Source organism: Kitasatospora hibisci (genome assembly GCF_043950205.1).
In the GTDB taxonomy this organism is placed as follows: Bacteria; Actinomycetota; Actinomycetes; order Streptomycetales; family Streptomycetaceae; genus Kitasatospora; species Kitasatospora hibisci.
This window is the reverse complement of sequence record NZ_CP171642.1, coordinates 5,295,184-5,320,486: the sequence shown is the minus strand read 5'-3', so window position 1 is coordinate 5,320,486 and position 25,303 is coordinate 5,295,184. Positions and strand designations below refer to the sequence as shown.

General features: G+C 72.2%; 25 protein-coding genes and 2 pseudogenes. 15 read left to right on the top strand and 12 right to left on the bottom strand.

The genetic code is table 11. The features are described 5' to 3' along the window. Positions 1 to 5: 5 nt before the first annotated feature. The 3 genes from ACF9IK_RS23355 to ACF9IK_RS23345 all read left to right on the top strand — a co-directional run bounded on the left by ACF9IK_RS23355 (position 6) and on the right by ACF9IK_RS23345 (position 5,448). Entirely contained in the window at positions 6 to 674 is a 669-nt protein-coding gene (locus ACF9IK_RS23355) for a 3-oxoacid CoA-transferase subunit B (RefSeq protein WP_395296069.1), read from the top strand. A gap of 808 nt (positions 675 to 1,482) precedes the next feature. Beyond that, positions 1,483 to 3,483 (top strand): glycosyltransferase family 2 protein, encoded by a 2,001-nt coding sequence (locus ACF9IK_RS23350; RefSeq protein ID WP_395296068.1) that lies wholly within the window; start codon positions 1,483 to 1,485, stop codon positions 3,481 to 3,483. A 33-nt stretch (positions 3,484 to 3,516) separates the two neighbouring features. Next, complete coding sequence (locus ACF9IK_RS23345) at positions 3,517 to 5,448, top strand: galactose oxidase-like domain-containing protein (protein ID WP_395296067.1); 1,932 nt, start codon at positions 3,517 to 3,519, stop codon at positions 5,446 to 5,448. 175 nt (positions 5,449 to 5,623) lie between these two features. Here the strand turns inward: ACF9IK_RS23345 and ACF9IK_RS23340 are convergent, their stop codons facing one another. From ACF9IK_RS23340 to ACF9IK_RS23325, 4 genes are all read right to left on the bottom strand, one after another. Then, positions 5,624 to 6,745: a glycoside hydrolase family 6 protein gene (locus ACF9IK_RS23340; protein WP_395296066.1), complete on the bottom strand. Its 1,122-nt coding sequence runs from the start codon at positions 6,743 to 6,745 to the stop codon at positions 5,624 to 5,626. 138 nt (positions 6,746 to 6,883) lie between these two features. Next, entirely contained in the window at positions 6,884 to 7,612 is a 729-nt protein-coding gene (locus ACF9IK_RS23335) for a uracil-DNA glycosylase (RefSeq protein WP_395296065.1), read from the bottom strand. Positions 7,613 to 7,732: 120 nt separating this feature from the next. After that, the gene (locus ACF9IK_RS23330; protein ID WP_395296064.1) at positions 7,733 to 9,043 is read right to left on the bottom strand and encodes a low temperature requirement protein A; all 1,311 of its coding nucleotides are present in this window, start codon (positions 9,041 to 9,043) and stop codon (positions 7,733 to 7,735) included. 111 nt (positions 9,044 to 9,154) lie between these two features. Then, positions 9,155 to 9,934, bottom strand: coding sequence for an HAD-IIA family hydrolase (locus ACF9IK_RS23325; protein ID WP_395296063.1), 780 nt, complete (start codon positions 9,932 to 9,934; stop codon positions 9,155 to 9,157). Between the two features lie 380 nt (positions 9,935 to 10,314). Between ACF9IK_RS23325 and ACF9IK_RS23320 the strand changes: the two genes are divergently transcribed. After that, positions 10,315 to 11,421 (top strand): lytic polysaccharide monooxygenase auxiliary activity family 9 protein, encoded by a 1,107-nt coding sequence (locus ACF9IK_RS23320; RefSeq protein WP_395296062.1) that lies wholly within the window; start codon positions 10,315 to 10,317, stop codon positions 11,419 to 11,421. A gap of 72 nt (positions 11,422 to 11,493) precedes the next feature. Here the strand turns inward: ACF9IK_RS23320 and ACF9IK_RS23315 are convergent, their stop codons facing one another. Continuing rightward, positions 11,494 to 12,063 carry a carboxymuconolactone decarboxylase family protein gene (locus tag ACF9IK_RS23315; RefSeq protein WP_395296061.1) on the bottom strand — a complete coding sequence of 190 codons (570 nt, stop codon included), beginning with the start codon at positions 12,061 to 12,063 and terminating at the stop codon, positions 11,494 to 11,496. A gap of 178 nt (positions 12,064 to 12,241) precedes the next feature. Between ACF9IK_RS23315 and ACF9IK_RS23310 the strand changes: the two genes are divergently transcribed. Both ACF9IK_RS23310 and ACF9IK_RS23305 read left to right on the top strand, forming a co-directional pair. Then, positions 12,242 to 12,895 (top strand): MarR family winged helix-turn-helix transcriptional regulator, encoded by a 654-nt coding sequence (locus ACF9IK_RS23310; RefSeq protein WP_395296060.1) that lies wholly within the window; start codon positions 12,242 to 12,244, stop codon positions 12,893 to 12,895. 8 nt (positions 12,896 to 12,903) lie between these two features. After that, on the top strand, positions 12,904 to 13,995 hold the full coding sequence (locus tag ACF9IK_RS23305) for a Gfo/Idh/MocA family oxidoreductase (RefSeq protein WP_395296059.1): 1,092 nt from the start codon (positions 12,904 to 12,906) through the stop codon (positions 13,993 to 13,995). A gap of 74 nt (positions 13,996 to 14,069) precedes the next feature. On the opposite strand, the gene ACF9IK_RS23300 is transcribed toward ACF9IK_RS23305, so the two are convergent. Next, complete coding sequence (locus ACF9IK_RS23300; RefSeq protein WP_395296058.1) at positions 14,070 to 14,492, bottom strand: type II toxin-antitoxin system VapC family toxin; 423 nt, start codon at positions 14,490 to 14,492, stop codon at positions 14,070 to 14,072. Next, a complete protein-coding gene (locus ACF9IK_RS23295; RefSeq protein ID WP_238862743.1) occupies positions 14,485 to 14,769 on the bottom strand; it encodes a type II toxin-antitoxin system Phd/YefM family antitoxin in 285 nt (94 codons plus the stop codon). Before ACF9IK_RS23295 ends, ACF9IK_RS23300 begins: the two co-directional genes overlap by 8 nt. A 179-nt stretch (positions 14,770 to 14,948) precedes the next feature. Between ACF9IK_RS23295 and ACF9IK_RS23290 the strand changes: the two genes are divergently transcribed. From ACF9IK_RS23290 to ACF9IK_RS23280, 3 genes are all read left to right on the top strand, one after another. Continuing rightward, positions 14,949 to 15,242 carry a DUF6412 domain-containing protein gene (locus ACF9IK_RS23290; RefSeq protein ID WP_395296057.1) on the top strand — a complete coding sequence of 98 codons (294 nt, stop codon included), beginning with the start codon at positions 14,949 to 14,951 and terminating at the stop codon, positions 15,240 to 15,242. Between the two features lie 126 nt (positions 15,243 to 15,368). Then, on the top strand, positions 15,369 to 16,067 hold the full coding sequence (locus ACF9IK_RS23285) for a YidC/Oxa1 family membrane protein insertase (RefSeq protein ID WP_395296056.1): 699 nt from the start codon (positions 15,369 to 15,371) through the stop codon (positions 16,065 to 16,067). A gap of 135 nt (positions 16,068 to 16,202) precedes the next feature. Next, entirely contained in the window at positions 16,203 to 16,973 is a 771-nt protein-coding gene (locus ACF9IK_RS23280) for a CDP-alcohol phosphatidyltransferase family protein (RefSeq protein ID WP_395296055.1), read from the top strand. A gap of 60 nt (positions 16,974 to 17,033) precedes the next feature. Here the strand turns inward: ACF9IK_RS23280 and ACF9IK_RS23275 are convergent, their stop codons facing one another. Beyond that, positions 17,034 to 17,609, bottom strand: a complete 576-nt coding sequence (locus ACF9IK_RS23275) for an LppU/SCO3897 family protein (RefSeq protein WP_395296054.1) — start codon at positions 17,607 to 17,609, stop codon at positions 17,034 to 17,036. Between the two features lie 184 nt (positions 17,610 to 17,793). Between ACF9IK_RS23275 and ACF9IK_RS23270 the strand changes: the two are divergent. Both ACF9IK_RS23270 and ACF9IK_RS23265 read left to right on the top strand, forming a co-directional pair. Then, a pseudogene (locus tag ACF9IK_RS23270) lies at positions 17,794 to 18,570 on the top strand (serine/threonine-protein kinase); the annotation flags it as partial. A 117-nt stretch (positions 18,571 to 18,687) separates the two neighbouring features. Continuing rightward, positions 18,688 to 19,326, top strand: a pseudogene (locus ACF9IK_RS23265) (cellulose-binding protein); the annotation flags it as partial. A gap of 21 nt (positions 19,327 to 19,347) precedes the next feature. Here the strand turns inward: ACF9IK_RS23265 and ACF9IK_RS23260 are convergent. Beyond that, complete coding sequence (locus ACF9IK_RS23260) at positions 19,348 to 19,503, bottom strand: hypothetical protein (RefSeq protein WP_395296053.1); 156 nt, start codon at positions 19,501 to 19,503, stop codon at positions 19,348 to 19,350. After that, positions 19,500 to 19,877, bottom strand: coding sequence for an ATP-binding protein (locus ACF9IK_RS23255; RefSeq protein ID WP_395296052.1), 378 nt, complete (start codon positions 19,875 to 19,877; stop codon positions 19,500 to 19,502). Before ACF9IK_RS23255 ends, ACF9IK_RS23260 begins: the two co-directional genes overlap by 4 nt. A 230-nt stretch (positions 19,878 to 20,107) precedes the next feature. Between ACF9IK_RS23255 and ACF9IK_RS23250 the strand changes: the two genes are divergently transcribed. Together ACF9IK_RS23250 and ACF9IK_RS23245 are read left to right on the top strand one after the other, a co-directional pair. Then, positions 20,108 to 20,959 carry a helix-turn-helix domain-containing protein gene (locus ACF9IK_RS23250; RefSeq protein WP_395296051.1) on the top strand — a complete coding sequence of 284 codons (852 nt, stop codon included), beginning with the start codon at positions 20,108 to 20,110 and terminating at the stop codon, positions 20,957 to 20,959. A gap of 2 nt (positions 20,960 to 20,961) precedes the next feature. Next, the gene (locus ACF9IK_RS23245; RefSeq protein WP_395296050.1) at positions 20,962 to 21,147 is read left to right on the top strand and encodes a DUF397 domain-containing protein; all 186 of its coding nucleotides are present in this window, start codon (positions 20,962 to 20,964) and stop codon (positions 21,145 to 21,147) included. A gap of 67 nt (positions 21,148 to 21,214) precedes the next feature. Here the strand turns inward: ACF9IK_RS23245 and ACF9IK_RS23240 are convergent, their stop codons facing one another. Further along, positions 21,215 to 22,708, bottom strand: a complete 1,494-nt coding sequence (locus ACF9IK_RS23240) for an MFS transporter (protein WP_395296049.1) — start codon at positions 22,706 to 22,708, stop codon at positions 21,215 to 21,217. A gap of 138 nt (positions 22,709 to 22,846) precedes the next feature. Between ACF9IK_RS23240 and ACF9IK_RS23235 the strand changes: the two genes are divergently transcribed. Both ACF9IK_RS23235 and ACF9IK_RS23230 read left to right on the top strand, forming a co-directional pair. After that, entirely contained in the window at positions 22,847 to 23,623 is a 777-nt protein-coding gene (locus ACF9IK_RS23235; RefSeq protein ID WP_395296048.1) for a TetR/AcrR family transcriptional regulator, read from the top strand. Next, positions 23,611 to 24,084 (top strand): sigma-70 domain-containing protein, encoded by a 474-nt coding sequence (locus ACF9IK_RS23230; RefSeq protein ID WP_395296047.1) that lies wholly within the window; start codon positions 23,611 to 23,613, stop codon positions 24,082 to 24,084. The genes ACF9IK_RS23235 and ACF9IK_RS23230 overlap by 13 nt, the downstream gene beginning before the upstream one ends. A 125-nt stretch (positions 24,085 to 24,209) precedes the next feature. On the opposite strand, the gene ACF9IK_RS23225 is transcribed toward ACF9IK_RS23230, so the two are convergent. Then, positions 24,210 to 25,208: an adenosine deaminase gene (locus ACF9IK_RS23225; protein ID WP_395298661.1), complete on the bottom strand. Its 999-nt coding sequence runs from the start codon at positions 25,206 to 25,208 to the stop codon at positions 24,210 to 24,212. Positions 25,209 to 25,303: the final 95 nt, after the last annotated feature.

Genomic DNA, 25,303 nt, shown 5'->3' with positions numbered 1-25,303 from the left:
CCCCGATGCCCACCGCCACGACGCATCCCGCCGTGCTCGACCCGAGGAACGCGCTCGCCGCCCGGGCCGCGCGCGAACTGCGGGACGGGCAGTACGTCAATCTGGGCATCGGCCTGCCGACGCTGATCCCGAATCACCTGCCCCTCGGTGTCCACGTGGTGCTGCACTCGGAGAACGGCGTTCTCGGCATCGGCCCGTACCCAGAGGAAGGGGCGGAGCACCCCGACCTGATCAACGCGGGCAAGGAGACCGTGACCGTCGCCGCCGGGGCCTCGTACTTCGACTCCGCGCTCTCCTTCGGCATGATCCGGGCCGGCCGGATCGACGTCTCCGTCCTCGGCGCGATGCAGGTCTCGGCCGCCGGCGACCTCGCCAACTGGACGATCCCGGGCAGGACGGTCAAGGGCATGGGCGGTGCGATGGATCTCGTGCACGGCGCCCGGCGGCTGATCGTCGTCATGGAGCACACGGCGAAGGACGGTTCACCGAAGATCGTCGACGAGCTCTCGCTTCCCGCCACCGGGCGCGGCGTCGTCGACCGCATCGTCACCGACCTGGCGGTCATCGACGTCACGCCGGGCGGACTGCGCCTGGTCGAGACGGCGCCGGGGGTGGCGGTGGACGACGTCCGGGCGGCGACCGGGCCCACCCTCCTCCTCCCGGCGGCACGCTGAGGAGCGCCGCGCCGACGGCGCCGGAGGGCACATCGGCAGTACCGGCAACACCGGCAACGCTGGCAACACCGGCAACACCGGCAACGCCGGCAACACCGGGAGAACATCGCACCGGCGGCACCGCAATAGGAACCCGTCCAGAGCGGGCGAAGGCCTGACCGACAGCGCAACAGTCCGGCCTTCGCCTGTTCATTCGATTCACCCGGCGGATTCGGAATGCCCGTCGACCCGTCGACCCACCGACCCGTCAACCCGTCGACCCGCCGACCCGCCGACCCGCCGACCGCAACAACCGCCGATAGCATCAGCGATGCCACAGTTGGCCGAGAATCAACATATATTCACGCTTAAACAATGATCATTCATCAGACCGGTTGCGATCACGTGGGCGCTCCGGGAGAGTTGTGACAGCCCGAGGATCCTGCCCCCGGTGGGGAGTCCGGAGAACGAGCCGGGATCCTGCCTTCGAAGCAGCCGCGCAGCCCCGCACAACAATCGATCGTATACGTTTTAACGATTGACGGCCCGGAAACTGCCTGGACACGGCACAGTTCACCGGCCGGTGTTCTGCTTCGAAAGCAAGGCTCCGGGGGGAGTCGCGGTCCCGGCGCGCAGGTCGCAGCGCGCGGTTTCAGGTCGTACGCCCCCGGTCGGAGCACGCACCGAACGGTTCGGCCCGCGCGGCCGGCCACGGGGGGAGCCGCACATGATCAAGCTGTTCTCGCGTCAGACGGATCGAGGGGACTCGCCCGTCCGGGCCACGACGACTCCGACGGGAGTCGCTACAACCACGCGAGCTGCGGCAACCATGGGAGCCGCCACAGCCACGGGAGCGACGGACGACCTTCGCTCCATACCTGTTCTCGAAGCCCCTTACGACTACGCCCACTTCAGCCGACTGGCCGGCCCCGCCACCGATCCGACCGCCGCCACCGAGGCGACCACCGAGACCGAGCCGACCACCGCCACCGCACCCGGGGCCCCGCCGCCCTACCGCGTCCAGTACCGCAGCCTGCTGCGACGCGAGCCGCACCGCCTCCGAGCGGCGCTGCTCCTGCTCGCCGCCCCCGTCGTCGAGGCGGTGCTCCTCGTCTGGCTGCTGCTCCCCGGCCACTGGCCGGTCCGACCCGGCGAGACGCACACCTGGCTGCTGGTCGGCGACAAGGTGATGATCGGGATCATCGCGGTGGTCGAGGTGTTCCGGCTGGTCAACGTCGTCTCCAACACCCACGCGACACTGGTCGCCCGCGACCCGGTGCCGGTCACGCCGGAGGCGGGCACCCGCGTCGCGTTCCTCACCACCTGCGTTCCGGGCAAGGAGCCGCCGGAGATGGTGCGGGCCACCCTGACCGCCGCACTGGCCGTCCGGCACGACGGCCCGTACGACGTCTGGCTGTTGGACGAGGGAAACGATCCTGCGATGCGGTCCCTCTGCACCGAGCTGGGTGCGTGCCACTTCAGCCGGCGCGGGATCGAGCGGTGGAACCAGCCCGAGGGCCGTTTTCGCGCCAGGACCAAGCACGGCAACTACAACAGCTGGCTCCTGGCCCACGGCTCCGACTACGACTTCTGGGCCTCGGTGGACACCGACCACGTGCCGCTGCCCGAGTTCTGCGAGCGGATGCTCGGCTACTTCCGCGACCCCGACGTGGCGTTCGTGGTCGGGCCGCAGGTGTACGGGAACTACCGCAGCTCCGGTTCGGCCGTCACCAAGTTCTCGGAGAGCCAGCAGTTCCTCTTCCACGCGCTGATCCAGCGGGCCGGAAACCGTTACGGTGCACCGATGTTCGTCGGCACCAACAACGCCGTCAGGATCAGTGCGCTGCAGTCGATCGGCGGACTGTACGACTCGATCACCGAGGACATGGCCACCGGCCTTGAGTTCCACCGCCGCCGCAACCCGGCCACCGGCGCGCGCTGGAAGTCGGTCTACACGCCGGACGTGCTGGCGGTCGGCGAGGGCCCCTCGTCCTGGACGGACTTCTTCTCCCAGCAACTGAGGTGGAGCCGGGGCACCTACGAGACCCTGCTCACCCAGTACTGGCGGGCGGTACGTCGGCTCTCGCCCGGCCGGCTGCTCAACTACACGCTGATGGTCTGCTTCTACCCGATGGCGGCGCTGACCTGGCTGCTGGGCGGGCTGTCCAGCGTGCTCTACCTGGGCTTCGGAGCCTCCGGAGTCCACGTCTCGTCCGAGATCTGGATGATGCTGTACAGCGATGCGGCCGCGCTGCAGGTCCTGCTCTACACCTGGAACCGCAAGCACAACGTGAGCCCGCACGAGCCGGCCGGATCCTCCGGGGTGGCGGGCATGGTGATGTCGGCGCTCTGCGGACCGATCTATGCAGCATCGTTTCTGCAAGCGGCGCTTCGCCTGCGAAGCCGTTTCGTGGTGACGCCCAAGGGCGACTCGGCCAGCCCGGACCGGCCGGCGACGTTCCGGATCCACCTGTTCTGGGCGTTGGTGTTCGGCGGCGCCGTCACCGCCTCGTTCTTCACCGGCCACGGCCACGTGGCCATGCGCACGTGGGCCTGCCTGGCGCTCTTCCTCAGCCTGCTGCCGGTGCTGGTGCTGGCCGCGGACGCCGTCCGCCGACGCCGGGCCCGGCCCACCTCCACCCTCTCGGTCACCGGCGCCACCCCCACGGCGGCCACCACGCCGGCCACCACGCCGGCCACGGCGCAGTGCGTCCCACCCCATGGCCGCACCGCCCCGACCGCCCGCGCCGCCGCCCCCGCCGGGTCCTCCGCCAGCACCGCCCCCACCGCCGCGGCGCCCCCCGCCAGCGCCGCGCCCACTGCACGCTGAACCCGAACCCGCAGCACGAGGGGACCAACCACCGTGAAGATCCGCAACGCCGGCCGCACCAGGCGCTTCGCCCTCGGCAGCACGGTCGCGCTGACCGTGGCCGGGATGAACGCGCCGGCCGTGCTCGGCTTCGCCAACGAGCAGTACCACCAGTACGTGATCAACCGCGCCGAGTACAAGGCCGAGTACGGCCACTGGCAGACCGTCACCCTGCCCGCCGAGTTCCGGATCAACGCCATCCACGCCACCCTGCTGCGGACCGGCAAGGTCCTGATCATCGCGGGCTCCGGCAACGACCAACGGCAGTTCGACGCGGGCAGCTTCAAGAGCCTGCTCTGGGATCCGGCCGAGAACACGTACAAACCGGTCCCGACCCCGGCCGACATGTTCTGCGGCGGCCACACCGCGCTCCCGGACGGACGGCTGCTGGTGGCCGGCGGCACGTTGCGCTACGAGGCGCTGGACGGCGCCGTGAAGAAGGCCGCCGGCACCATGCGGGTGCGCAACGAGAACCCCGATGCCGCCCGCACCTTCCCCAAGGGCACGGTGTTCACCGCGCCGAACGGCCGCGCGTACGTGTCCACCGCCGCGGTCACCGTCCCGGCGGCGGTCAAGACCGGAGCCGGGGACCGGACGGTCGTCACCGCGAGCGAGCAGCACGTCTTCGTCGAGGCGGTGGCAGCGGGGGCCGACTACGTCGCCGAATCCCCCGTCCAGTACACGATCAAGGGGCTGAGCAGCGCCGACGCCCGCAATCTCTACGGCATGGCGGACCGCTTGACGCTGGAGAAGCAGGACTTCCAGGGCATCCGCTCCGCCTTCGAGTTCAACCCGGACACGGAGCTGTACGAGCCGGTCGCCGACATGGCGTACGCCCGCTGGTACCCGACCCTCACCGGACTGGGCGACGGACGGGTGGTCACCGTCTCCGGGCTCGACGACACCGGGCAGATCCTCAGCGGCGACGACAACGAGATCTACGACCCGACGAGCAAGACCTGGTCCAAGGCGCCTGACCGCTACTTCCCCACCTACCCGTCGATCTTCCTCACCGCCTCCGGCAAGCTCTTCTACTCGGGCTCCAACGCCGGCTACGGGCCGGCCGACAAGGGCCGGGAGCCGGGGCTCTGGGACCTCAAGGACAACAGCTTCCAACCGGTGCCGGGACTGCGCGACCCGGCACTGACCGAGACCTCGTCCTCGGTGCTGCTCCCACCGGCCCAGGCGCAGAAGGTGATGGTGCTCGGCGGGGGCGGGGTGGGCGAGTCACCACTGTCCTCCGCCCGGACCGACATCGCCGACCTGTCGGCCGCCGAGCCCGCGTTCACCCCGGGGCCGGACCTCCCGGCGGGCGGCACCCGGTACCTCAACAGCGTGATCCTTCCGGACGACACCGTGTTCACCACCGGCGGCTCCAGCGACTACCGGGGCAAGCACAAGAGCGACCTGCTCAAGGCGCAGGTCTACCACCCGGACACCAACGCCTTCACCACCGCCGCCGAGCCGACCGTGGGCCGGAACTACCACTCCGAGGCGTTGCTGCTGCCGGACGGCCGTGTGGTCGTCCTCGGCTCCAACCCGCTCTTCAACGACCGGGCCGACACCGAACCGGGCACCTTCGAGCAGCGGATCGAGATCTACACGCCGCCGTACCTGTTCCACGGCGAACGCCCGCAGCTGACCGGCGCGCCGGAGACCGCCAGGCTCGGCGGGGGGATCACGGTCGACTCGCCGGACGCCGGGAGCATCGCCACCGCGAAGCTCATCCGGCCTAGCTCTGTGACCCATGCGACGGACGTCGAGCAGCGGTCGGTCGCCCTGGACGTCGGTGCCCGCAGGGACGGCGCCGTCGCGCTGACCCTGCCCGCCAACGCCGATCTGCTGCCGCCGGGTTGGTACATGCTGTTCGTGACGGACGGCGCCGGGACGCCGTCGGTGGCCCGCTGGATCAAGGTGACGGGCTGAGCCGGGTCCGGCAGGGCCCGAACGGCCCGCAGGCACGAACTCGGCAGGCGGCCCCAAGGCCCACCACAAGGGTCCCGGGACCCCGGGGACCCACAAGGCCGGCAACACCGACAACACCGACAGGGCCCCCAGGGCCACGAGGCCCCGCGCCTCCGCGAGGCCCGCCGGGCGTGCGCTACGCGCCCCCGCGCGCGAGACCCAGGGCGTACGGCAGCCAGAACTCGCCCGCCCTGGGCTCGCCGCGGCCGCACTCGCCGTCGGACTCGCCGGGGTTCTTGATCCAGAGGTAGGCGTCCACGCCCGGCCGCCCGGTGGACGCGGTGGGCGGCTCGCCGAGTGCCCGCCCGGGCGGGTTGCACCAGGCGTCGCCACCGAGCGGGCCGTTGCCGTTGCGGCTGGTGTCGATCACGAAGGGCTTCCCGCCCAGCGCGGCGGAGAGCTCCGCGCCGTAGGCAGCGTTCCGGTCGGTGGCGTAGAAGTTGGAGACGTTGACCGCGAAGCCGTCCGCCGTGGCGACGCCGGACTTGCGCAGTGCCTCGGCCATCGCGGACGGGTCCTGCGCCCAGCCGGGGTTCCCCGCGTCCAGGTAGACCTTCACCTGCGGACGCTTCTTCAACTCCTGCACGGCGAAGGACAGCAGGCCGTACCGCTCGGCCGCGGCCGCGCCCTTCACCCCGCAGGCGTCCAGGGTGTGTGCGACGGCGTCCGGCTCCAGCACGACCCAGGCCCGGCGGTCCCCGAGCGCCTCGGCCAGGCCGGTGATCCAGGAGCGGTAGGACGCGGCGTCGGCCGCGCCGCCCGCCGAGTACTGGCCGCAGTCGCGGTGCGGGATGTTGTAGGCGACGAAGACCGCGGTGCGGTCCGCCGCCGCGGCCCGGCGGCTCACCTGCTCCGCGATGCCCTTGGCCGCCTGGTCCCCGAGCCACTGGGAGGAGGGCTGGGCGGCGATCCTCAGGAGCGTGTCGGCCTCGGCCGTCCGCCCCTGGCCGCGCAGGTCGACGAGCTGCCGGGCGGCCGAGGTCTGGTCCGAGACGTAGAAGGTCTGGCCCGGCAGTTGGGCCAGTCCGGCGGCGGACCCGCCGACGTCACCCCCACCCGCCTGCCCACCGGCCGCCGCGGACGCCGATGCACCACCCGAGCCGGAAACCCCACCCGACCCCGACGCGCCCCCCGACCCGGCCCCGCCCGAACTGCTCGTCGGACCATTGCCGTTGCACCCCGCAACGGCGGCCACGAAGCCCAGCACGACCGCCCCCGCGACCAGCCGGAACCCCGGCCCTCGCCCCAACCGGCGCACGTAACGCCCCTCCCCAGACCCGGTCCGGCGACCCGGTCGGCACCCAGCTTCGCACACCGGGTACCGACCGGCAGCCGAGGCCGGTGAACAGCGGACGGCGGCAGTACGTGGGCGAGGTGTCGGCTCGCCCTGACCGCCTCAGCCCTGCTTGAGGTTGGGCACCTGCCAGTCGATCGGGTCCACGCCGAAGCCGGACAGCGCCTCGTTGATCTGCGAGAACGGGCGGCTGCCGAAGAACAGCTTGGCGGAGAGCGGGGACGGGTGCGCGCCCTGGACCACCACGTGCTTCTCGGTGTCGATCAGCGGCAGCTTCTTCTTCGCGTAGTTGCCCCAGAGCACGAAGACGACCGGCTCCTCGCGGGCGCTCACCGCCTTGATCACGGCATCGGTGAACTTCTCCCAGCCCTTGGCCTTGTGCGAGTTGGCCTCGTGCGCGCGCACCGTGAGCACCGCGTTCAGCAGCAGCACGCCCTGCTCGGCCCAGTGCATCAGGTAGCCGTTGTCCGGGGCCGGGATGCCCAGGTCGGCGTCCAGCTCCTTGAAGATGTTGCGCAGCGACGGCGGCGTCTTGGTGCCCGGCAGCACGGAGAAGCTCATGCCGTGGGCCTGGCCGTCGTCGTGGTACGGGTCCTGGCCGAGGACGAGGACGCGGACCTTCTCGTACGGAGTGGCCTCCAGCGCCGAGAACTCCTGCCCGCTGGGCGGGAACACCTGGTGCTCCGCGCGCTCGGCCGCCACGAAGGCCGCCAGCTCGGCGAAGTACGGCTTCTCCGTCTCGGCGCCCAGCACCTCGCGCCAGGGCTCGGGCAGCTCCAGCCCGGCACCCGCTCCAGCCTCGACCACGCCCGCCTCGACCGTGTCCGTCACGACATCAACCTCCCACCGGACGGCCGCTCACCGCCGCACCGCCCCGACCTCGGACGCACCGCGCCGCTCGCGCCGCACGCCCTCTTTCCACACCGAACGCTACACAGACCGACTGACACTTCACTCCGCCGCGGACCGGCCGGCCCCCGCGGAACCGTCCTCCGCCCCCGCACCTCCCGCCGCGGGCCGCGCGGACCCCGCAGCCGCCGAGGCGGAAGCCGACGCGGCGGCCGCAGCCACAGCCCGCTCCACCCGGACGTGCTCGACGACGTTCAGCACCACCAGCACCACCGCCAGGGCCGCCAGCACCACGATGGCCGGCAGCCGCACCACCACCGGGACCAGCGCCAGCACCACCGCCGCCGCCAGGACCCGGGTGGTCGACACGGCGCGGAACATCATCCACCGGGTGTAGCCGAAGGTCAGCAGGTACAGCCCGCAGCCCCCGTACAGCAGCGCCACCGACCCCGGGCCGAGCGACTGCCGCGGGTCGGCCACCGTCTCGCCGAAGCCGACCGCCACCGCGATCACCGCGGCCACCAGCGCCAGGTGGCCGTACTGGAAGATCCGGCGGATCATGTCGCGGCGCGAGTCCGCGACGGTGACGGCGTGCCGCATGGCGTCCGCCGCGTAGACGAAGTACTGCCACCAGAGCCCGCAGGAGATGGTGAACGCGGCGGCCACCGCGGCGAGTTCGACCGCGTCCAGGCGCGTGTCCGCGGCCGTGGCGCCGATCCCGACGATCGACTCGCCGAGCGCCACCAGCAGGAAGAGCGCGAAGCGCTCCGGCATGTGGGACGGGTGGTAGGCCACCCGGGCCAGCCGGCTGCGGAAGATCAGCGGGGCGGAGAGGTCGCAGGCCGCCGCGAGCGCCCAGAGCGCCGTCCGCGGCCCCTCCGGCAGCAGCCCGCCGGCCAGCAGCAGCGGGCCGCTGACCAGCACGCCCACCCCGTACGGCCCGCGCCAGACGCCCGGGATGCGGATCAGCACCAGCAGCAGCACCACCCGGGCCGCCCAGTACCCGGCCCCGAGCAGCAGGCCCCGGCCCTCGTACGCGGCGGGCACGGCCAGCGCCATGAAGAGGCCGGCCAGGCCGACCGCGAGGATGCCGATCCGGCCCTTCGGGGTGTCCACGTCCCGGATGTTGGCCTGCACGGTGGTGCCGACCCAGCACCAGTACACGGGTACGAACACGACCAGGGCCCGGGCGACACCGGCCCAGTCGTGGTGGTGGTGCAGCAGGCCGGACACCTGGGTGATCGCGAAGACGAAGACCAGGTCGAAGTAGAGCTCCGCCCAGGTGACGCGCTTCTCCGCCACCGGGCCCGGCCCGGCCTCCACCACCGGCGCCCCGGTCGTCGCGGCCGCCCCGGCCGACATCCCACCCGTCGTGTCCGGCCCCCCGGCCGGCTCTTCCGTCGTTGTGCTCATCCGCCCCTCCTCGGCGACCACGGACGCACCGTGCACGGACTCACCCCGCACAGCGCACGGGCCCTTCCCCGGCCGGGCGGCCGGGGAAGGGCCCGAACAACAGAACGAACGCTAGATCAGTTCGACCAGGTCCGCGATGGAGTTGACCACGCGGGTCGGCCGGTACGGGAAACGCTCCACGTCGGCGGCGGCCGTGAGACCGGTGAGGACCAGGATGGTCTCCATGCCCGCCTCCATGCCCGCCACGATGTCGGTGTCCATCCGGTCGCCGATCATGACGGCGGACTCCGAGTGGGCGCCGGCCGTGTTGAGCGCCTCGCGCATCATCAGCGGGTTGGGCTTGCCGACGAAGTACGGCTCGACACCGGTCGCCTTGGTGATCAGCGCCGCGACCGAACCGGTGGCCGGCAGCACGCCCTCGGTGGACGGTCCGGTCTCGTCCGGGTTGGTGCAGATGAACCGGGCGCCCTGGTTGATCAGCCGGATCGCCTTGGTGAGCGCCTCGAAGCTGTAGGTGCGGGTCTCGCCGAGGACGACGTAGTCCGGGTTGTTGTCGGTCAGCACGTAGCCGGCCTGGTAGAGCGCGGTGGTGAGGCCCGCCTCGCCGATCACGTACGCGGTGCCGCCGGGGCGCTGGCCCCTGAGGAACTGCGCGGTGGCCAGAGCCGAGGTCCAGATGGACTCCTCCGGCACGTCCAGGCCCATGCCGGCCAGCCGGGCGCTGAGGTCGCGCGGGGTGTAGATCGAGTTGTTGGTGAGCACCAGGAACGGCTTGCCGGACTCCCGCAGCCGGCGCAGGAACTCCTCCGCACCGGGGATCGGCGTGCCCTCGTGGATGAGGACCCCGTCCATGTCGGTCAGCCAGGACTCGATGGGCTTGCGGTCTGCCACGTGCGTGTCTCCCGAAGTCTTGCAACGTCTTGCGATGGTCGTACGAACCTTCGGCGCACCGCCGTCACCGTTGCGCCTCCCACCGGCCGGACCCTCCCCGGGACACCGGACCGCCGGGGGTACTGCTGGCTGCCCCGACGGGGCACAGCCTAATCCGCACACCAGGCCGACGACAGCGAGGTCCCGGTCTCCGGGCCGGTCGCCCGGGGACCGGCCCGGAGAACCGGGCTCCGTGCCGGGAGGCCCGCCCGGCACCGCGCCCGCCTCAAGGGCTCCTTAAGCAGCCCCTAACCGCACTGATGACCTCTCAGTACGGCCGTCCCGCGGGTCTAGCGTGAGCGGCACCACCCTCACCGCACTCCCCGGAGGAGTCCCCTGCCATGCCCGTGCGCCGTCGTCTCTCCGCCGCCGTCCTCACCCTCACCGCCACCGGCCTGGCCGTCGGCCTGACCGCCGCCCCGGCCGCCGCGCACGGCTCGATGCAGAACCCGCTCAGCCGGGTCGAGGGCTGCTACCTGGAGGGCGCCGAGCACCCGAAGTCGGCGGCCTGCACGGCGGCCGTGGCCACCGGCGGCACGGCGGCGCTGTACGACTGGATGAGCCTGCGGATCGGCGACGCCGCCGGCCGCCACCGGGAGCTCATCCCGGACGGGAAGCTGTGCAGCGCGGGCTCGGACACCTACCGGGGCCTGGACCTGCCGCGCGCCGACTGGCCGGCCACCAACCTCACCTCGGGGGCCGACTTCACCTTCCGCTACCGCGCCACCGCTCCGCACAAGGGCACCTTCCAGCTCTACATCACCAACGGCAGCTACTCCCCCACCAAGCCGCTGACCTGGGCGAACCTGGAGCCGCAGCCCTTCCTCACGGTCACCGACCCGCAGCTCGTGGACGGCTCGTACGTCCTGCCCGGCAAGGTGCCGGCCGGGAAGACCGGGCGCCAGCTGATCTACGCCATCTGGCAGCGCTCGGACAGCCCGGAGGCGTTCTACTCCTGCTCGGACGTCGTCTTCGACGGCAGCGGCGCCAACCCCGGCACCGGCGGCGCGCCCGCGCCGACCGGAGCCACCGCGCCCACCACCCCCACCACGGCCGGAGGCCACGACCACGGCCACGCCCCCGCCCCGACCAGCAGTGCCCCGACCAGCAGTGCCCCGGCCGGCGGCGCCACCGCCCCCACCGCGGCACCCGTCCCCGCCTCCGCCGGCACACCGGCCGCCCCGACCGCCGTGACCGCCACCCCCACGCCCACCGCCCCCGCGCCCGCGGTGCCGACCCCCACCGGCACCGCGGGCACCGCGCTCGCCGCCGGCGCCGCCGCCGGCACCGCCCCCGCGACGACCGCCGCCGCCCCCGACCAGCTCGCCCAGACCGGCTCGGACCGCTCCCTCGGCATCCTCGCCTCCGTCGGCTCCGCCTTCCTCCTCGCCGGTGCCACCGTCGCCGTCCTCCACCGCCAGCGCCGCCGCCGGGCGCACGCCCGCTGACCCTGGTACGGCCGCGAACGCCGGTGCGCCGCCCCCGGGCCCTGGGGGGCGGCGCACCGGTCGTCGCGGGACCTACGCGGTCGCGGCCGCGGTATCCGCTGCCGGCGCCGGCAGCGGGACGGCCGGGAAGTCGACCTCGGTACGGCCGACCGAGTTGAAGTAGTTGGTGAAGGTGTTCAGCGCGACCGCGCCGATGATCTCGCCGATCTCGCCGTCCCCGTACCCGGCCGCGCGGACGGCGTCGAGCTCCTCGTCGGAGACGAACCCCTTGGTGCGGATCACCGCCCGGGCGAACCGCAGCGCCGCCTCCGCCCCGGGATCCGCCGCCTCGGCCTGCCCGCCGGAGGCGAGGTCCCTCGGGCTGACGCCCGCCTTGGCACCGAGCACGTGGTGGGCGGCGTAGCAGTAGTCGCAGGAGTTCTCGACGGCGGCGACCAGCGCGATCTGCTCGCGCAGCGCGGCGCCGAGGCGCCCCTTGGCGAGCGCGCCGCTGAACGAGAGGTAGGCGTCCAGCACCGCGGTCGAGGCCGCCATCGCGCGCATCATGTTCGGGGTCACGCCGAGCGCCCGCTCGACCTTGTCGAGGAGTGCCTTGGCGGTGGGTTCGGCGGTGTCCGGGTTCACGGTGCCGAGTCGAGGCATGGCTGTGCTCCGTTCGCGGAGGAGTGACTGACGGGGAACTGACGCAAGGCCGGTCACGGCGCAGCGTCGAAGCGCCGCGACCAATGATTGGCACTGCCAATCATTGGTTGGCAGTGCCAAATATACTTGGCGCTGCCTAGGATGCAAGGGCCGGAACGCACGAAGGAGACGGGTTCGGATGGCGGGTCGACTGCCGGGGCTGTCCCCGAGCGAACAGCTGCTGATCGGGCTGGCCAGGCTCGGCCAGGCGGTCAGGCTGAGCACCTGGCACAACGCCGGCCCGACCAAGCTCACCCCGCTGCAGGCCGACATCCTGCTCTACCTGGCAGGCGACCCCCGGCCTCGCCGCCAGGGCGAGATCGTCACCGCCCTCGCCTCCACGGCCCCGACCGTCAGCGACGCCGTGCGCGCACTGGCGGCGAAGGAACTGGTGGACCGTCAACGCGACCGGACCGACACCCGGGCCGTCACCCTGACCCTCACCGGAGCCGGACGCGCCGAGGCCGAACGGCTCGCCGTTGTACCGCCACCGCTGCGCGACGCGCTCGCCGCGCTCGACGAGGACGACGTCGCGGCCATGCTGCGCGGCACCACCGCCATGGTCCGGGTCCTCCAGCAGCACCGGGCCGTCCCGGTCTCCCGGACCTGCGTCACCTGCCGCTTCTACCGGCCCGACGCCCACCCCGAGAACCCGCACGAGCCCCACCACTGCGACTTCGTCGACGCGCCCTTCGGCGACGGCGGACTGCGTCTGGACTGCCCCGACCACGAGACTGCGGCGTTCGCCGACCCCTCCTCCGAAACCCGGGCCAATCGGACGCAGCGTGATTGAGTAGGCGCATGAGCCCCTCCTTGCGCCCCCTCGCCCAGCACGACGGCCCCTTCCGGGTCGGCCTGATCGGCTACGGCCTGGCCGGCTCCGCCTTCCACGCCCCGCTGATCGCCGCCACCCCGGGCCTGCGGCTGGACGCGGTGGTCACCGCCAACCCCGACCGCCGCGCCCAGCTGCTCCGGGAGCACCCCGACACCCGCGCCGTGGACACCCCCGAGCAACTGCTCGCCGACCCGGACGCGCTCGACCTGGTCGTCATCGCCTCCCCCAACCGCACCCACGTGCCGCTCGCCCGGGCGGCGCTGCACGCCGGGCTGGCGACCGTCGTCGACAAGCCGCTGGCCGCCACCGCCGCCGAGGCGCTGGAGCTCTGCACGACGGCCGAGGAGCGGGGCGCACTGCTCACGGTCTTCCAGAACCGCCGCTGGGACGGCGACTTCCTCACCGCCGCCCGGCTGATCCGCGAGGGTGCGCTCGGTCGGGTGCACCGCTTCGAGTCCAGGTTCGAGCGGTTCCGGCCGAAGCCCAAGGCGGGCTGGCGCGAGCTGGCCGACCCGGCCGAGGTCGGCGGCACGCTCTACGACCTGGGCAGCCACCTGGTCGACCAGGCGCTCGCGCTGTTCGGGCCGGTGGAGACGGTGTACGCGGAGATCGACGTACGCCGCGACGGCGCGGTGGTCGACGACGACGCGTTCCTCGCCCTCACCCACGCCTCCGGCACCCGCTCGCACCTGTGGACGAGCGCCATCGCGCCGATGGCGGGCCCCCGGCTCCGGGTGCTGGGCGACGCCGCGGGCTACGTGAAGACCGGGATGGACCCCCAGGAGGCCGACCTGCGCGCCGGCCACCGCCCGGGCGACGGACGCCCGTGGGGCGCCGACGAGCCCGGCCGCTACGGCACCCTCGGCACCGACGAGTCCACCGTCGCGGTCCGCACGGACCCGGGCGACTACCCCGCGTTCTACGCGGGCGTGGCCGCCGCACTGGCCAACCCGGGCACCCCGCCGCCGGTCGACCCGCGGGACGCCGTCGCGACCCTCGCCGTCCTGGAGGCCGCCCGCGCCTCGGCCGCCACCGGAACGACGGTCCGGCTGGACTGACCGTGCCCCGGGCGCCGGACCCCCGACCGCGGTCACCCGGCACGCCGTCGGGGACTGGCCGCGGCCCCCGGCGGTCAAATGCCGATGATCTCCACCGCCGAGCCCAGGCCACGGAAGTCCGCGACGTTGCGGGTGTAGAGCGGCAGGCCGTGCGCGGAGGCGACGGCGGCGATCATCAGGTCGATCCGCCGCGGGCGCGGCTGCCGCCCGGCCGCGATGGTGAGCGTGACCAGCGTCCCGTACCGCGCGGCGGCCGCCGCGTCGAAGGGCAGCGGGTCGAAGTCGGCCATCGCCGCGCCCAGCACCTCCAGCCGGGCCGCCCGACTGACCGGGTCGCGCGCCATCGACACACCCTGCTGCAGCTCGGCGAAGGTGATCGCGGTCAGCTCCGGCACGGCGGGCAGGTCCGCCGGGCTGAGCAGCGCCAGGTCGATGTAGACGCAGGTGTCCAGCACCCCTGCCGGCCGCCGCCGGGGCGTCCTGCGCCGCTCAGCCACGCGGCCGCTCGAAGGGGTCGTCACCGTCGTCCCCGACCAGTTCCTCGGGCCCGAAGTACTCCTCGGACTCCTTGCGCATCTGGTGGTAGTCGACGCGCGGCAGCTTCACGTGCCGCGCGACCAGCTCCTCCGCCGTGAGCCGCCGTCGGCCCGACACCGGTCGCAGCTCCGCGACCTCGACCCCGTTCCTGGTGATGTGGAAGGTCTCGCCCGCCTCCACCGCGTCCATCACCGCGGCGGAGTTGTTCCGGAACTCCCGCTGGGTAATCGTCTTCATACCCCCAAGGTAGCCCCGCGTAGCACCCGTGGCTACAGTGCGGACGGCAGCCGGCAGGGCCACCGCGCGAAGAGTGGCGGATCGCACCCCGACGAATCCGCTCCGCGGGAACCCGACAGGCCGTACCATCGTCGTCAACGTCCGGAACAGGTCGACCGCGAGCAGGAGAGGAGCACGACGTGGAACTCGTCGCGATGCTGCTCGGGCTGCTCCGGGTGCTGAGCGGGGACGTGCTCGCCGAGGGCGGCACGCTGACCTCGGTGGCGACCGCCGCAGCCGTCGTGCTGCTGACCGGAGCGGTGGCGGGGGCGCTGGTCGTCGCCCGACTGCTCGGCGCACGGGCACCGGCCGCCGTACGGAACGGGATGCTGCGCAGGCGCGCGTTCCGGACCGCCTTCCTTCCACAGCGTGATCCGGATGCCCGGGGCAGGCGACGCCCCAGGGCACCCGGAGCGGCCCCGACGGCCGCGTAGCTCCACTCCCTCCCCCCGAGCAGGCCACCCGGCCGTTCCGGGGTTCCGAGCGCCGTCCCGACGCGGCCGTCCTCCGCCGATCACTCATGTCCGCAGACGCTGAGACCCCGGAGGGCTCGCTCCACCATGTCCCTTTTCGCAGTTCTCGACCCGGCCGTCGCCCTGGCCCACGACGTCGTCGCCGCGCTCGCCACCGTCCTGCCCACGGCAGCGGCCATCGTCCTGTTCACCGTCGGCGTCCGGCTGGCGCTGCACCCGCTGGCCCGGGCCGCGGCGCGCGGCGAGAAGGCGCGGGCCCGGCTCGCGCCGAAGATCTCGGAGCTGAACCGCAAGCACAAGGACCGGCCGGAGAAGCTCCAGGCCGCGCTGGCCGAGCTGTACAAGGAGGAGAAGGCCTCGCCCTTCGCGGGATGCCTGCCGATGCTGGTGCAGATCCCGTTCTTCTCGGTGATGTACCGGCTGTTCACCACCCCGAACGACCTGCTCGGTCACCCCCTCTTCGGCGTCCCGCTCGGCCTGCACGTGGGCGGCGCGCAGGGCGCGGCGCAGTGGGCGGTCTTCGGTCTGCTGTACGCGGCGCTGGCCGCGGTGGCGTACGTCGGCTTCCGGCGCGCCCGCCGTGCGCAGGCGGCGCAGCCCGCCTCCGCCACGCCGCAGCCGGGGCTGGCCTTCCTGCCGTACCTGTCGTTCGGCACGGTGCTGTTCGCGGCGCTCGTCCCGCTGGCAGCCGGGATCTACCTGCTCACCACCACCGCCTGGTCCGCAGCCGAACGCGCCTGGCTGCACCGGGGCGCCGCGCCCGTCCCCGGCGTGGCACTGATCTGACCGCGGCCGGCCCCCCGGCCGCCGGGCCGCCGACCGTCCCAGGCCCTCCCTGGCGTGGGGCCGTTCGGGACTGCCGTCTAGCCTGAGCTGGTCATTCAGGTCGTCCGCCGGTCGGACCGATGGAGGGAAGTCGTCATGGTGGTCGCTGCTCCGGCGTTGGCCGAGTTGCGGGAGGTCTGCCAGCCGCAGGCGAAGCTGCAGAGCCGCAACGGGGAGCACTGGGCGGGCCGCCTCTACATGCGCCGCATCTCGCTGCGGACCACCCGGCAGCTGGTCCGCACCTCGGTGTCACCGAACACGCTGACCTGGCTGATGGTGGCCTGCGGCGTGGGCGCCGGGGCCGCGCTGCTGATCCCGGGGCTGACGGGTGCCGTGCTGGCGGCCGTGCTGTTCCAGGGCTTCCTGCTGTTCGACTGCGTCGACGGCGAGGTCGCCCGCTGGAAGCGCCAGTTCAGCACCGCGGGGGTGTACGTCGACCGGCTCGGCGCGTACCTCGCCGACGCCGCGCTGATGATCGGGGCCGGCGTGCGGGCCGCGCGCGGGGGCTCGGAGCTGTGGGTCTCGGTCGGGCTGGCGACCGCGCTGGGCGTGGTGCTGCTGAAGGCCTCGACCGACCTGGTGGACGTCGCGCGGGCGCGCAGCGGCATGGCGCCGGCCGACGAGGAGTCGACGCAGCCGCGGTCCCAGGGCATCGCCACCGCGCGCCGGCTGGCCTCGATATTCAAGATCCACCGGGTGGCCAACGGCATCGAGGCCTCGCTGGTCCTGCTCGCCACGGCGGTGGCGGACGCGGCGGTCGGCAACGTCGGTCCGACCCGGTACGCGCTCGCGGCCATCGCGGTGATCACCTGGGGGATGGTGGTGGCGCACCTCGCGTCGATCCTGTCCTCGTCGCGTCTGCGCTGAGCCCGGCCGGCTCCCCCGCTGCCCCCGGAAGCCCGCTTCCGGGGGCAGCGGCGTTCCGGCTCAGACCTTCTTGAAGCACATCGTGTAGTCGACGCCCTTGCTGCGGTCGACCTTGATGCCGTAGTCGAAGGCCGCGCCGCAGCTCTTGTCGGGGCCGTAGAGCTTGTCGGCCATCTTGTACTGGGCCTCGGAGGACTTGCAGTCGACGACGGTCGGCACCGGAGAGCCCTGCGGGTCCTGGATCTTGACGCAGTCGCCGACGTTCGGGTCGTGCGTCTTGTTCTCCGCGGCCTGCGCGGACTGCGAGGCCTCGGCCTTGGCCTTGCCGCCGTTGGGGTCGGTGTTGTACTTCCACACGTACCAGGCGCCGCCGCCGAAGACCGCCAGGACGATCACGATGGGGAGGACGGACTGCAGCGGGCTCCGTCGCTGCTGCGGGCGCCGGGGCGGCTGGGGGGCCGGCGGCTGGGCGCCGTACGGGGGCTGGGGCTGGGCGTACTGCGGGTGCGGCGGCTGCGCGTACGGGGGCTGCTGTCCGTAGGCGGGCGGCTGGCCGTACGACGGCTGGGGCGGCGGCGGTGCGTAGCCGTAGGGCTGCTGGGGCGGGTGGTTCTGGTAGGGCGGCGGTGCGGTCATGGTGCTGGAGGTCCCCGTGGTCGATGACATGAGCGGTGGTCAACGTGCCGTTGACCGGTGCAGGTTACCCGTCCACCTGTCGGTGATCGCGACGACCCCGATTGCGCGCGGACACCCTGTCCGAGCAGGCGGCGGGCGGTAAGTTGTGCACGGCGAGGCGCGGTTGGCGGGCGAGGGGGCGAGAATGCAGGCGGGCGATGTCCTGGACGACCGGTACGAGCTGATCGAGACGATCGGCGAAGGCGCGTTCGGGGTGGTGTGGAGGGCCCGCGACGCCCGGATCCAGCGCCACGTCGCCGTCAAGGTCATGCAGCAGGGCGGCAACACGGCCAAGGACGTGGCCCGCTTCGTGCGCGAGGTGGCCACGGCCGGGGCGCTCAACCACCCGCACATCGTCACCGTGCACGACTTCGGCGAGCACCGGAGCGCGGGCCGGCCGGTGTTCTACCTGGTGATGGAACTGCTCGACGGCGCCCAGCTGACCGAGAGCCTGGCCCGCGGGGTTCCGCCGCTGGCCCGTTCGCTGGCGTGGGCCTCACAGATCGCCGAGGCGCTCGCGGTGGCCCACCGCGCGGGCGTCGTCCACCGCGACATCAAGCCGGCCAACGTGATGGTGCTGGAGTCCGGTTCGGTGAAGGTGGTGGACTTCGGCATCGCCCGGACCGAGGCCGGCGACGACGGCGTGACCAGCACGCACGCCATCATCGGGACTCCGGCGTACATGGCACCGGAGCGGTTCGAGGGGAAGGGGCTCGACGCCCGCTCGGACCTCTACGCCTTCGGCTGCCTGCTCTACGAGCTGTGCACGGGCCAGCCCCCTTTCCGCGGTGGCGTCTTCGAGTTGATGCGGCTGCACGGCACGGTCGCTCCCGCGCCGCCGAGCGAGCTCCGGGGCGCTATCCCGGCTGAGGTCGACCGGATCGTCCTGGAGTTGCTGGCGAAGGACCCGGAGCAGCGGCCGTCCGGCGCCGACCAGGTAGCCGTCCGGTTGCGTGCGGCCGCGTGGTCATTGGCCAACCCGGCGCCCGCGTACACCCCGACGGTGCGCGACACCTCGATCAGCGACGACGTGTACGTGCGGAACCGGCGGGACGAGGCGGACGCGCTCTTCGAGGAGACCCGGGCGAAGGCCGCCCAGGCGGCCGCCGAGTTCGAGACCAACCTTGCCAAGCGCCGCGCCCAGGCCGAGGAGGAGGTCCGGGTAGTCCTGGAGGAGGCCAAGAACGAGAGCGCCCAGCTGCGCGCCAAGGCCAACCTCGATGCCCAGAACAAGCGCGGGGAGGCGGACGATCTGTTCGAGCTGACCCGCACCAAGGCCGCCCAGGCCGCGCTGGAGTTCGAGACCAACCTGGCCAAGCGCCGGGAGCAGTCCGAGCGCGACCTGGCCGCCCGTCAGGCCAGGGCCGAGAAGCGCCTCGCCGAGATCGAGCACCGGGCCGAGCAGCTGCGGCTGGAGGCCGAGAAGCTGCGCACCGACGCCGAGCGCCGGGCCCGCCAGACCGTCGAGACGGCCCAGCGCCAGTCCGAGGACATCGTGGCCGACGCCAACGCCAAGGCCGACCGGATCCGCAGCGAATCCGAGCGCGAGCTGGCGGCTCTGACCAACCGGCGCGACAGCCTCAACGCCCAGCTGAACAACGTCCGCGAGATGCTGGCGACGCTGACCGGCGCAGCCGTGGCCGCTGCGGAGCTTCCCCCACAACAACAGCAGCGTTAGCGCCGGGTAGGCAGGAGTCGGTCAGGAGCCCTTCGGCTGCACGTCGGTTTCGGCGTCGAGCGGCCGGAGGGATGCGGCCCGCGCCTCGCAGACGCCGCCGAGGACGGCGGAGAGCAGGATCAGGATCAGGAGTCCGAGCACGGGGAGACCGTTCGGCGGGGTGGGGGCGGAGTTCACGCGGCGGCGTCCAGTTCGAACCAGACGGTCTTGCCGCGCTTCCGGGGTTCGGCACCCCAGCGGTGGGTGAGGCCCTCGATCAGCTGGAGGCCCCGGCCGCACTCGGAGTAGCGGGACGGCGCGCACGGCTGGGGCAGATCGGAGCTGTCGTCGCAGACGGAGACGCGGAGCGTGCCGTCGAGGATGAGGAAGAGGACGACGGGGGAGGTCGTCCGGCCGTGTCGCCAGGCGTTGACGATCAGCTCGGCGAGGGCGAGTTCGGCGTCCGCGATGAGGTCGGGGTGCCAGCCGGAGCGGTCCATGGCGGCGCGAAGGGCCTCGCGGGCGATGGCGAGGGAGGGGGAGTTGAGGGAAGCGAGGTTGCGGTTACACACGGGAGTTCTCCCTGCGGTGTAGGTAGGGCTGCTGATCGGGTGTCGCCGTGAGCCAGCCTCAATCAGGTGCTCTTCGGCCACCGGACGGCGTTACTGACGACCCGTTCAGTGAGCGGTGCAGCACAGACTGTAGAGCATCGGTGGCACATGTGAGGGCACTTATACCACCGCCATTCACTCGATCGACTGATTGCTGGACCCGCTGAGGGATCGCGGTGGATGCTTGGGGCATGCCACCACGAACCACCCCGTCAGTCCGACAGGAAAGGGTCGGCGTCGAGCTGCGGAAGATGCGCGACAGTGCCGGCCGCACAACCGCCCAGGCAGCCTCCCTGTTCGGGCTCGACCGCACGAAGATCACTCAGATCGAAAAGGGGTACTACCCGGTCACAGCCGAGCGCGTGCGCATGCTCGCCTCCGACTTTCAGGAGAGCGACACCGCCTACGTCGATGCGCTCGCCGCCATGGCCGAGGAGAGGCACAAGGGTTGGTGGGAGGACTACCGCGGCGCCGTGCCGACCGGCTTTCTCGACATCTCGGAGATGGAATACTTCGCCAGCGAGATCAGCACGTACCAGGTCTCGCACGTGCCAGGCGCGATGCAAACGGAAGAGTACGGAAGGGCGATCTTCAACGACGTTTACCCGCCCCTCCCACCTCGGTTGCTGGAGGCGCGCGTCGAGAACCGAGTGCAGCGATCTGCAGTGCTGATGGGCGAGAGCGGCCGACCCTACTCCGCAGTGGTTCACGAGGCCGCCCTGCGAATGCTGTTCGGCGGCCGCGGTGCCGCCAGGCGCCAACTCGACAGACTGCTTGACTATGCGGAGATGCCGCACGTGACGCTCCGCGTGATCAGCTTCAGCTGCCATGGATTCGTCGGTTCAGGTCAAGGAATCATCCACGCGAAGGGGCCAGTACCCCGCCTCGACACAGTTCAACTCGACGCGGTGGGCGGCCCGGTATTCCTACACGAGCAGACGCAGTTGGACAACTATCGCCACATCATCGAGACGATGACGGGGCGATCACTCGCCGAGGCCCAGTCACGCGACCTCATCAGGTCCGTCAGAAAGGAGATCTGAGCATGGAAGCACTTCAATGGAATCGCCCCGAGGCCTGTCAGGACGGCGCGAGCTGCCCCGAGGTAGCCGTCACCGCCGATACCGTCTATCTCCGCAGCAGCCTTCAGCCCGATGGCATCGCCCAGCTGACCACTGCCGAATGGCGTGACCTCCTCACCGGCATCCGCAACGGCGAGTTCGACGTCTGACCGCACCACCGACGCCGGAAGGCCGGCACCCCCCGGGGTGCCGGCCTTCTCCGTTCACCGCTCCTCCTCACGCGGCGAGTTGGGGCTCCTCCACGGGCAGCTCCTGCTTCTTCCTGTCCCGCATCACCACCGCCGCCAGCAGCGCCGCCGCGAGGACACCCACCGCGCCCACCGTGAACGTGGTGCTCATCGCCGAGGTGAACGCCTCCCGAGCCGCATGCACCAGACCCGCATCCCCCTTCGCCTCCGCGATCGCCCCCACGATCGACTGCCTGGCCTGCTCCGACGCCCCCGCCGGCATCTCGTCCGCATACCCGCTCGCCAGCAGCGAGCCCAGGATCGCGATGCCCAGCGCCGTCCCCGCCTGCTGGATCGTGTCGTTGAGCGCCGACCCCACGCCCGCCTTCTCCGCCGGGATCTCCCCCATCAGCGCACCGATCGCAGCCGGCATCGCCAGCCCCGCGCCGAGACCCAGCAGCCCGAGCGCCACCGCCGGGACCGCGAACGCGGTCTCCGCGTCCACCGTGGTCAGCAGCGCGAACGCACCCGCCATCAGCGCCATCCCGACCAGCACCAGCGGCCGGTTGCCGATCTTCGCCGTCAGACCCGCCCCCGCACCGTTGCCGATCAGCGCGGCCACCGCCAGCGGCACGAAGGCCAGGCCCGCCTTGACCGGCGAGTAGTCCAGCACGAACTGGAGGTACTGGGTCAGCACCAGCAGCAGACCGCCGTTCCCGATCTGCACCAGGGTCAGCGACAGCGACCCGCCGCTGAAGTTGCGCTTCTTGAACAGGGCCAGGGGCACCATCGGCGCGGCCGCCACGTTCTCCCAGACCACGAACCCGACCAGAGCCACGACCGCGACCCCCGCGGTCACCAGCGACCTGCCCTCGAACGCGCCGTGCTTCGGGATCTCGATGATCCACCACACCAGCGACGTCATCCCGACCACCGACAGCACCGCGCCCAGCGGGTCCGGCTTCTGCCACGGCCCCTTGGACTCCGGCATCAGGACGAGCGCCGCCACGATCGCCAGCACCACGACCGGCACGTTGATGAAGAAGATCGAGTGCCAGGAGAAGTGGTCGATCAGCACACCGCCGAGCACCGGGCTGCCCACCAGGCCGAGCATCGACACCGAGCCCCATGCCGCCATCGCCTTGCCGCGCTCGTCCTCCTCGAAGACGGTGATCAGGATCGACAGCGTGGACGGCATGATCAGCGCGCCGCCGACGCCCATCGCCACCCGGGAGGCGACGACCTCGCCCGGGCTGGTGCAGTACGTCGCGGCCAGCGACGCGGCCCCGAAGAGCAGCAGGCCGATGACCATGATCTTCCGCCGGCCGAACCGGTCACCGAGGCTTCCCGAGGTCAGCAGGAGCCCGGCGAACACCAGGATGTAGGAGTCGAGGATCCACTGTGTGTCCTGCGCGGTCGCCCTCAGGTCCGCCGTCATCGACGGCACCGCCACCGTCAGCGCCATGCTGTCGATCACCAGGACCATCGAGCTGAGGCACAGCACGATCAGGATCCACCAGCGTCGTGGATTGCGGCCTTCCATGATTGTTCCCCTCCGAGGTGCGTACGGCGTTCCGTCGATGCGCACACTGTACGCATCGCGGAACAGTGTGCGCAACACCGGTTCCTGTACGCTCGATGCGAACGGTGTGCGCAGCCGAACAGCGACGAGGGAGTGCCCATGGCCGCCAAGACGAACCCGATCCCGTCCGTATGGGCCCGCGAGCAGCGCGAACCGGAACAGCCCTCCCTCAGCCGGGCCGCGATCGTCCGCGAGGCCATCGCGATGCTGGACGCGGACGGCATCGAAGCGCTCTCGATGCGCAAGCTCGGTGCCCGGCTCAACGCCGGCGCCACCTCGCTCTACCGGCACGTGGCCACCAAGGACGAGCTGATGGAGCTGGCCGTCGACGAGGTGTTCGCCGAGATCGTCCTCCCGCCCGCCGACAGCCCCGACTGGCGCGCCGCCACCACCGAGGCCGCCCGGTCCTTCCGGACCACCACGCTCCAGCACCCCTGGCTGGCCTCGGTCCTCGGCACCGCGGGCCTCGCCTACCTCGGCCCCAACCTGATGTCCTTCTCGGACCGGCTCGCCGCGCTCTTCACGTCCTTCGGCTTCCCCGAGCCGAACCGGGCGATCGACACCGTCATGACGTACGTGATCGGCATGAGCACCACCGAGGCGGCCTGGCTCACCACCGTCGCCCGCTCGGGCGAGAGCGAGGCGGAGTTCATCGCCCGCCTGATGCCCGCCGCCCAGGAGGCCGCAGCCGGATACGACCACCTCACCGAGTCCTACGCCGCGTCCTCGACGGTCGCCGCGGTCGATCCCGTCGCGATCCGGGACACCAAGTTCCACTACGGCCTGGAGGTCGTCCTCGACGGCCTGGCCCTGCGCCTGCCGCGCTGGCCGACCAGTCCCGCACGATCCGGATCCCCGTCCACATGGTCGAGGTGATCAACCGGGTGGCCCGGGCCCGCCGCGAGCTGGCCCAGGAGCTCGACCGCGAGCCCAGCCCGGCCGAGATCGCCGCGGCGACCGGCCTGACCCCCGAGCGCGTCGTCGAGGTCCGGCGATACGACCTCGCCCCGGTCTCCCTCCACACCCCGGTCGGGGAGGAGGGCGGGGCCGAGCTCGGCGACCTCATCGAGGACACCGGCTCGCCCGAGCCGCTACAGGCCCTCAACAACGTCCTGCTCCGCGAACAGCTCCGGAAGGTCCTCTCCGGGCTGAGCGAGCGCGAGGCCGGCGTGATCGTCCTGCGCTACGGCCTCGACGGCGGGGAGCCCAGGACGCTCGACCAGATCGGCCGGCTCCACGGCGTCACCCGCGAGCGCATCCGCCAGGTCGAGGCCAAGACCATGGGCAAGCCCCGCCACTCCTCCCGGACCCGGCTGCTCGAAGGCTTCCTCGCCTGACCTGCCGCCCGTTCCCCGTCACGGCCGCCACTGCGCACCGAACACTGCGCACCGAACCGACCGCCCCCGCCGGACGGGTCCGGCGGGGGCGGTCTCACCGGCAGCGGGCCGGTACGGCGGGGGGGTCAGCCGCGGTTCCACCCGGCGAGGTAGGTGTCGATCTCGCCGGTGAGCCGGGCCTTGCCGGCCCGGTCGAGGAAGGACGCCTCGACGGCGTTCCTCGCCAGCGCCGCGATCCCGGCCTCGTCCAGCTCCAGCAGCCGCGCCGCCACCGCGTACTCGGTGTTGAGGTCGGTGCCGAACATCGGCGGGTCGTCGCTGTTGACGGTGACCAGCAGCCCGGCCTCGACCATCTGCTTGATCGGGTGGTCCTCGATCCGCTCCACCGCCCGGGTGGCGATGTTCGAGGTCGGGCAGACCTCCAGCGCGATCCGGTGCTCGCCGAGGTGGTCCAGCAGCGCCGGGTCCTTCACCGCCTGCGTGCCGTGGCCGATGCGCTCGGCGCCGAGCACCCGCAGGGCGTCCCAGACGGTCTCCGGACCGGTGGTCTCGCCGGCGTGCGGGACGCTGCGCAGCCCGATCGCGCGCGCCCGGTCGAAGTAGGGCTTGAACTGCGGACGCGGCACCCCGATCTCCGGGCCGCCGAGCCCGAAGCTCACCAGGCCCTCGGGGGCCAGGTCGACGGCCAGGCGGGCGGTCTCCTCGGCGGCGGCCAGGCCGGCCTCGCCGGGGATGTCGAAGCACCAGCGGAGGACGACGCCGAGATCCTTCTCGGCGCGCACCCGGGCGTCCTCGATCGCCTCCATGAAGGCGACGTCGGGGATGCCGCGGCTGACCGAGGAGTACGGGGTGACGGTCAGCTCGGCGTAGCGGATGTTCTGCCGGGCCATGTCCTCGGCGACGCCGTAGGTGAGCGCCCGGACGTCCTCGGCGTCGCGGATCAGGTCGACCACGCTGAGGTAGACCTCGATGAAGTGCGCGAAGTCGGTGAAGGTGAAGTACTCGGCGAGGTCAACCGGGTCGACCGGCACCTTCGACTGGCCGCGGTGGCGGGCCGCCAGCTCGGCGACCACCCGCGGCGAGGCCGATCCGACGTGGTGGACGTGCAGCTCCGCCTTGGGCATCCCGGCGATGAACGCCTCGATGCTCCGGTCGGCACTCGGGTTGCTGGCGGTTCCGATCCGACTTCCGTCCGGCTGGACCACGGTGGTGCCCCTCT

What these genes read in the sequence shown, in the direction of transcription:
- ACF9IK_RS23355 (WP_395296069.1), top strand. Translation starts at nt 6, where the DNA reads ATGCCCACCGCCACGACGCATCCCGCCGTGCTCGACCCGAGGAACGCG.
- ACF9IK_RS23350 (WP_395296068.1), top strand. Translation starts at nt 1,483, where the DNA reads ATGGGAGCCGCCACAGCCACGGGAGCGACGGACGACCTTCGCTCCATA.
- ACF9IK_RS23330 (WP_395296064.1), bottom strand. Translation starts at nt 9,043, where the DNA reads ATGAGCACAACGACGGAAGAGCCGGCCGGGGGGCCGGACACGACGGGT.
- ACF9IK_RS23320 (WP_395296062.1), top strand. Translation starts at nt 10,315, where the DNA reads ATGCCCGTGCGCCGTCGTCTCTCCGCCGCCGTCCTCACCCTCACCGCC.
- ACF9IK_RS23315 (WP_395296061.1), bottom strand. Translation starts at nt 12,063, where the DNA reads ATGCCTCGACTCGGCACCGTGAACCCGGACACCGCCGAACCCACCGCC.
- ACF9IK_RS23310 (WP_395296060.1), top strand. Translation starts at nt 12,242, where the DNA reads ATGGCGGGTCGACTGCCGGGGCTGTCCCCGAGCGAACAGCTGCTGATC.
- ACF9IK_RS23305 (WP_395296059.1), top strand. Translation starts at nt 12,904, where the DNA reads ATGAGCCCCTCCTTGCGCCCCCTCGCCCAGCACGACGGCCCCTTCCGG.
- ACF9IK_RS23295 (WP_238862743.1), bottom strand. Translation starts at nt 14,769, where the DNA reads ATGAAGACGATTACCCAGCGGGAGTTCCGGAACAACTCCGCCGCGGTG.
- ACF9IK_RS23285 (WP_395296056.1), top strand. Translation starts at nt 15,369, where the DNA reads ATGTCCCTTTTCGCAGTTCTCGACCCGGCCGTCGCCCTGGCCCACGAC.
- ACF9IK_RS23280 (WP_395296055.1), top strand. Translation starts at nt 16,203, where the DNA reads ATGGTGGTCGCTGCTCCGGCGTTGGCCGAGTTGCGGGAGGTCTGCCAG.
- ACF9IK_RS23275 (WP_395296054.1), bottom strand. Translation starts at nt 17,609, where the DNA reads ATGACCGCACCGCCGCCCTACCAGAACCACCCGCCCCAGCAGCCCTAC.
- ACF9IK_RS23250 (WP_395296051.1), top strand. Translation starts at nt 20,108, where the DNA reads ATGCCACCACGAACCACCCCGTCAGTCCGACAGGAAAGGGTCGGCGTC.
- ACF9IK_RS23245 (WP_395296050.1), top strand. Translation starts at nt 20,962, where the DNA reads ATGGAAGCACTTCAATGGAATCGCCCCGAGGCCTGTCAGGACGGCGCG.
- ACF9IK_RS23240 (WP_395296049.1), bottom strand. Translation starts at nt 22,708, where the DNA reads ATGGAAGGCCGCAATCCACGACGCTGGTGGATCCTGATCGTGCTGTGC.
- ACF9IK_RS23235 (WP_395296048.1), top strand. Translation starts at nt 22,847, where the DNA reads ATGGCCGCCAAGACGAACCCGATCCCGTCCGTATGGGCCCGCGAGCAG.
- ACF9IK_RS23230 (WP_395296047.1), top strand. Translation starts at nt 23,611, where the DNA reads ATGGTCGAGGTGATCAACCGGGTGGCCCGGGCCCGCCGCGAGCTGGCC.
- ACF9IK_RS23225 (WP_395298661.1), bottom strand. Translation starts at nt 25,208, where the DNA reads ATGCCCAAGGCGGAGCTGCACGTCCACCACGTCGGATCGGCCTCGCCG.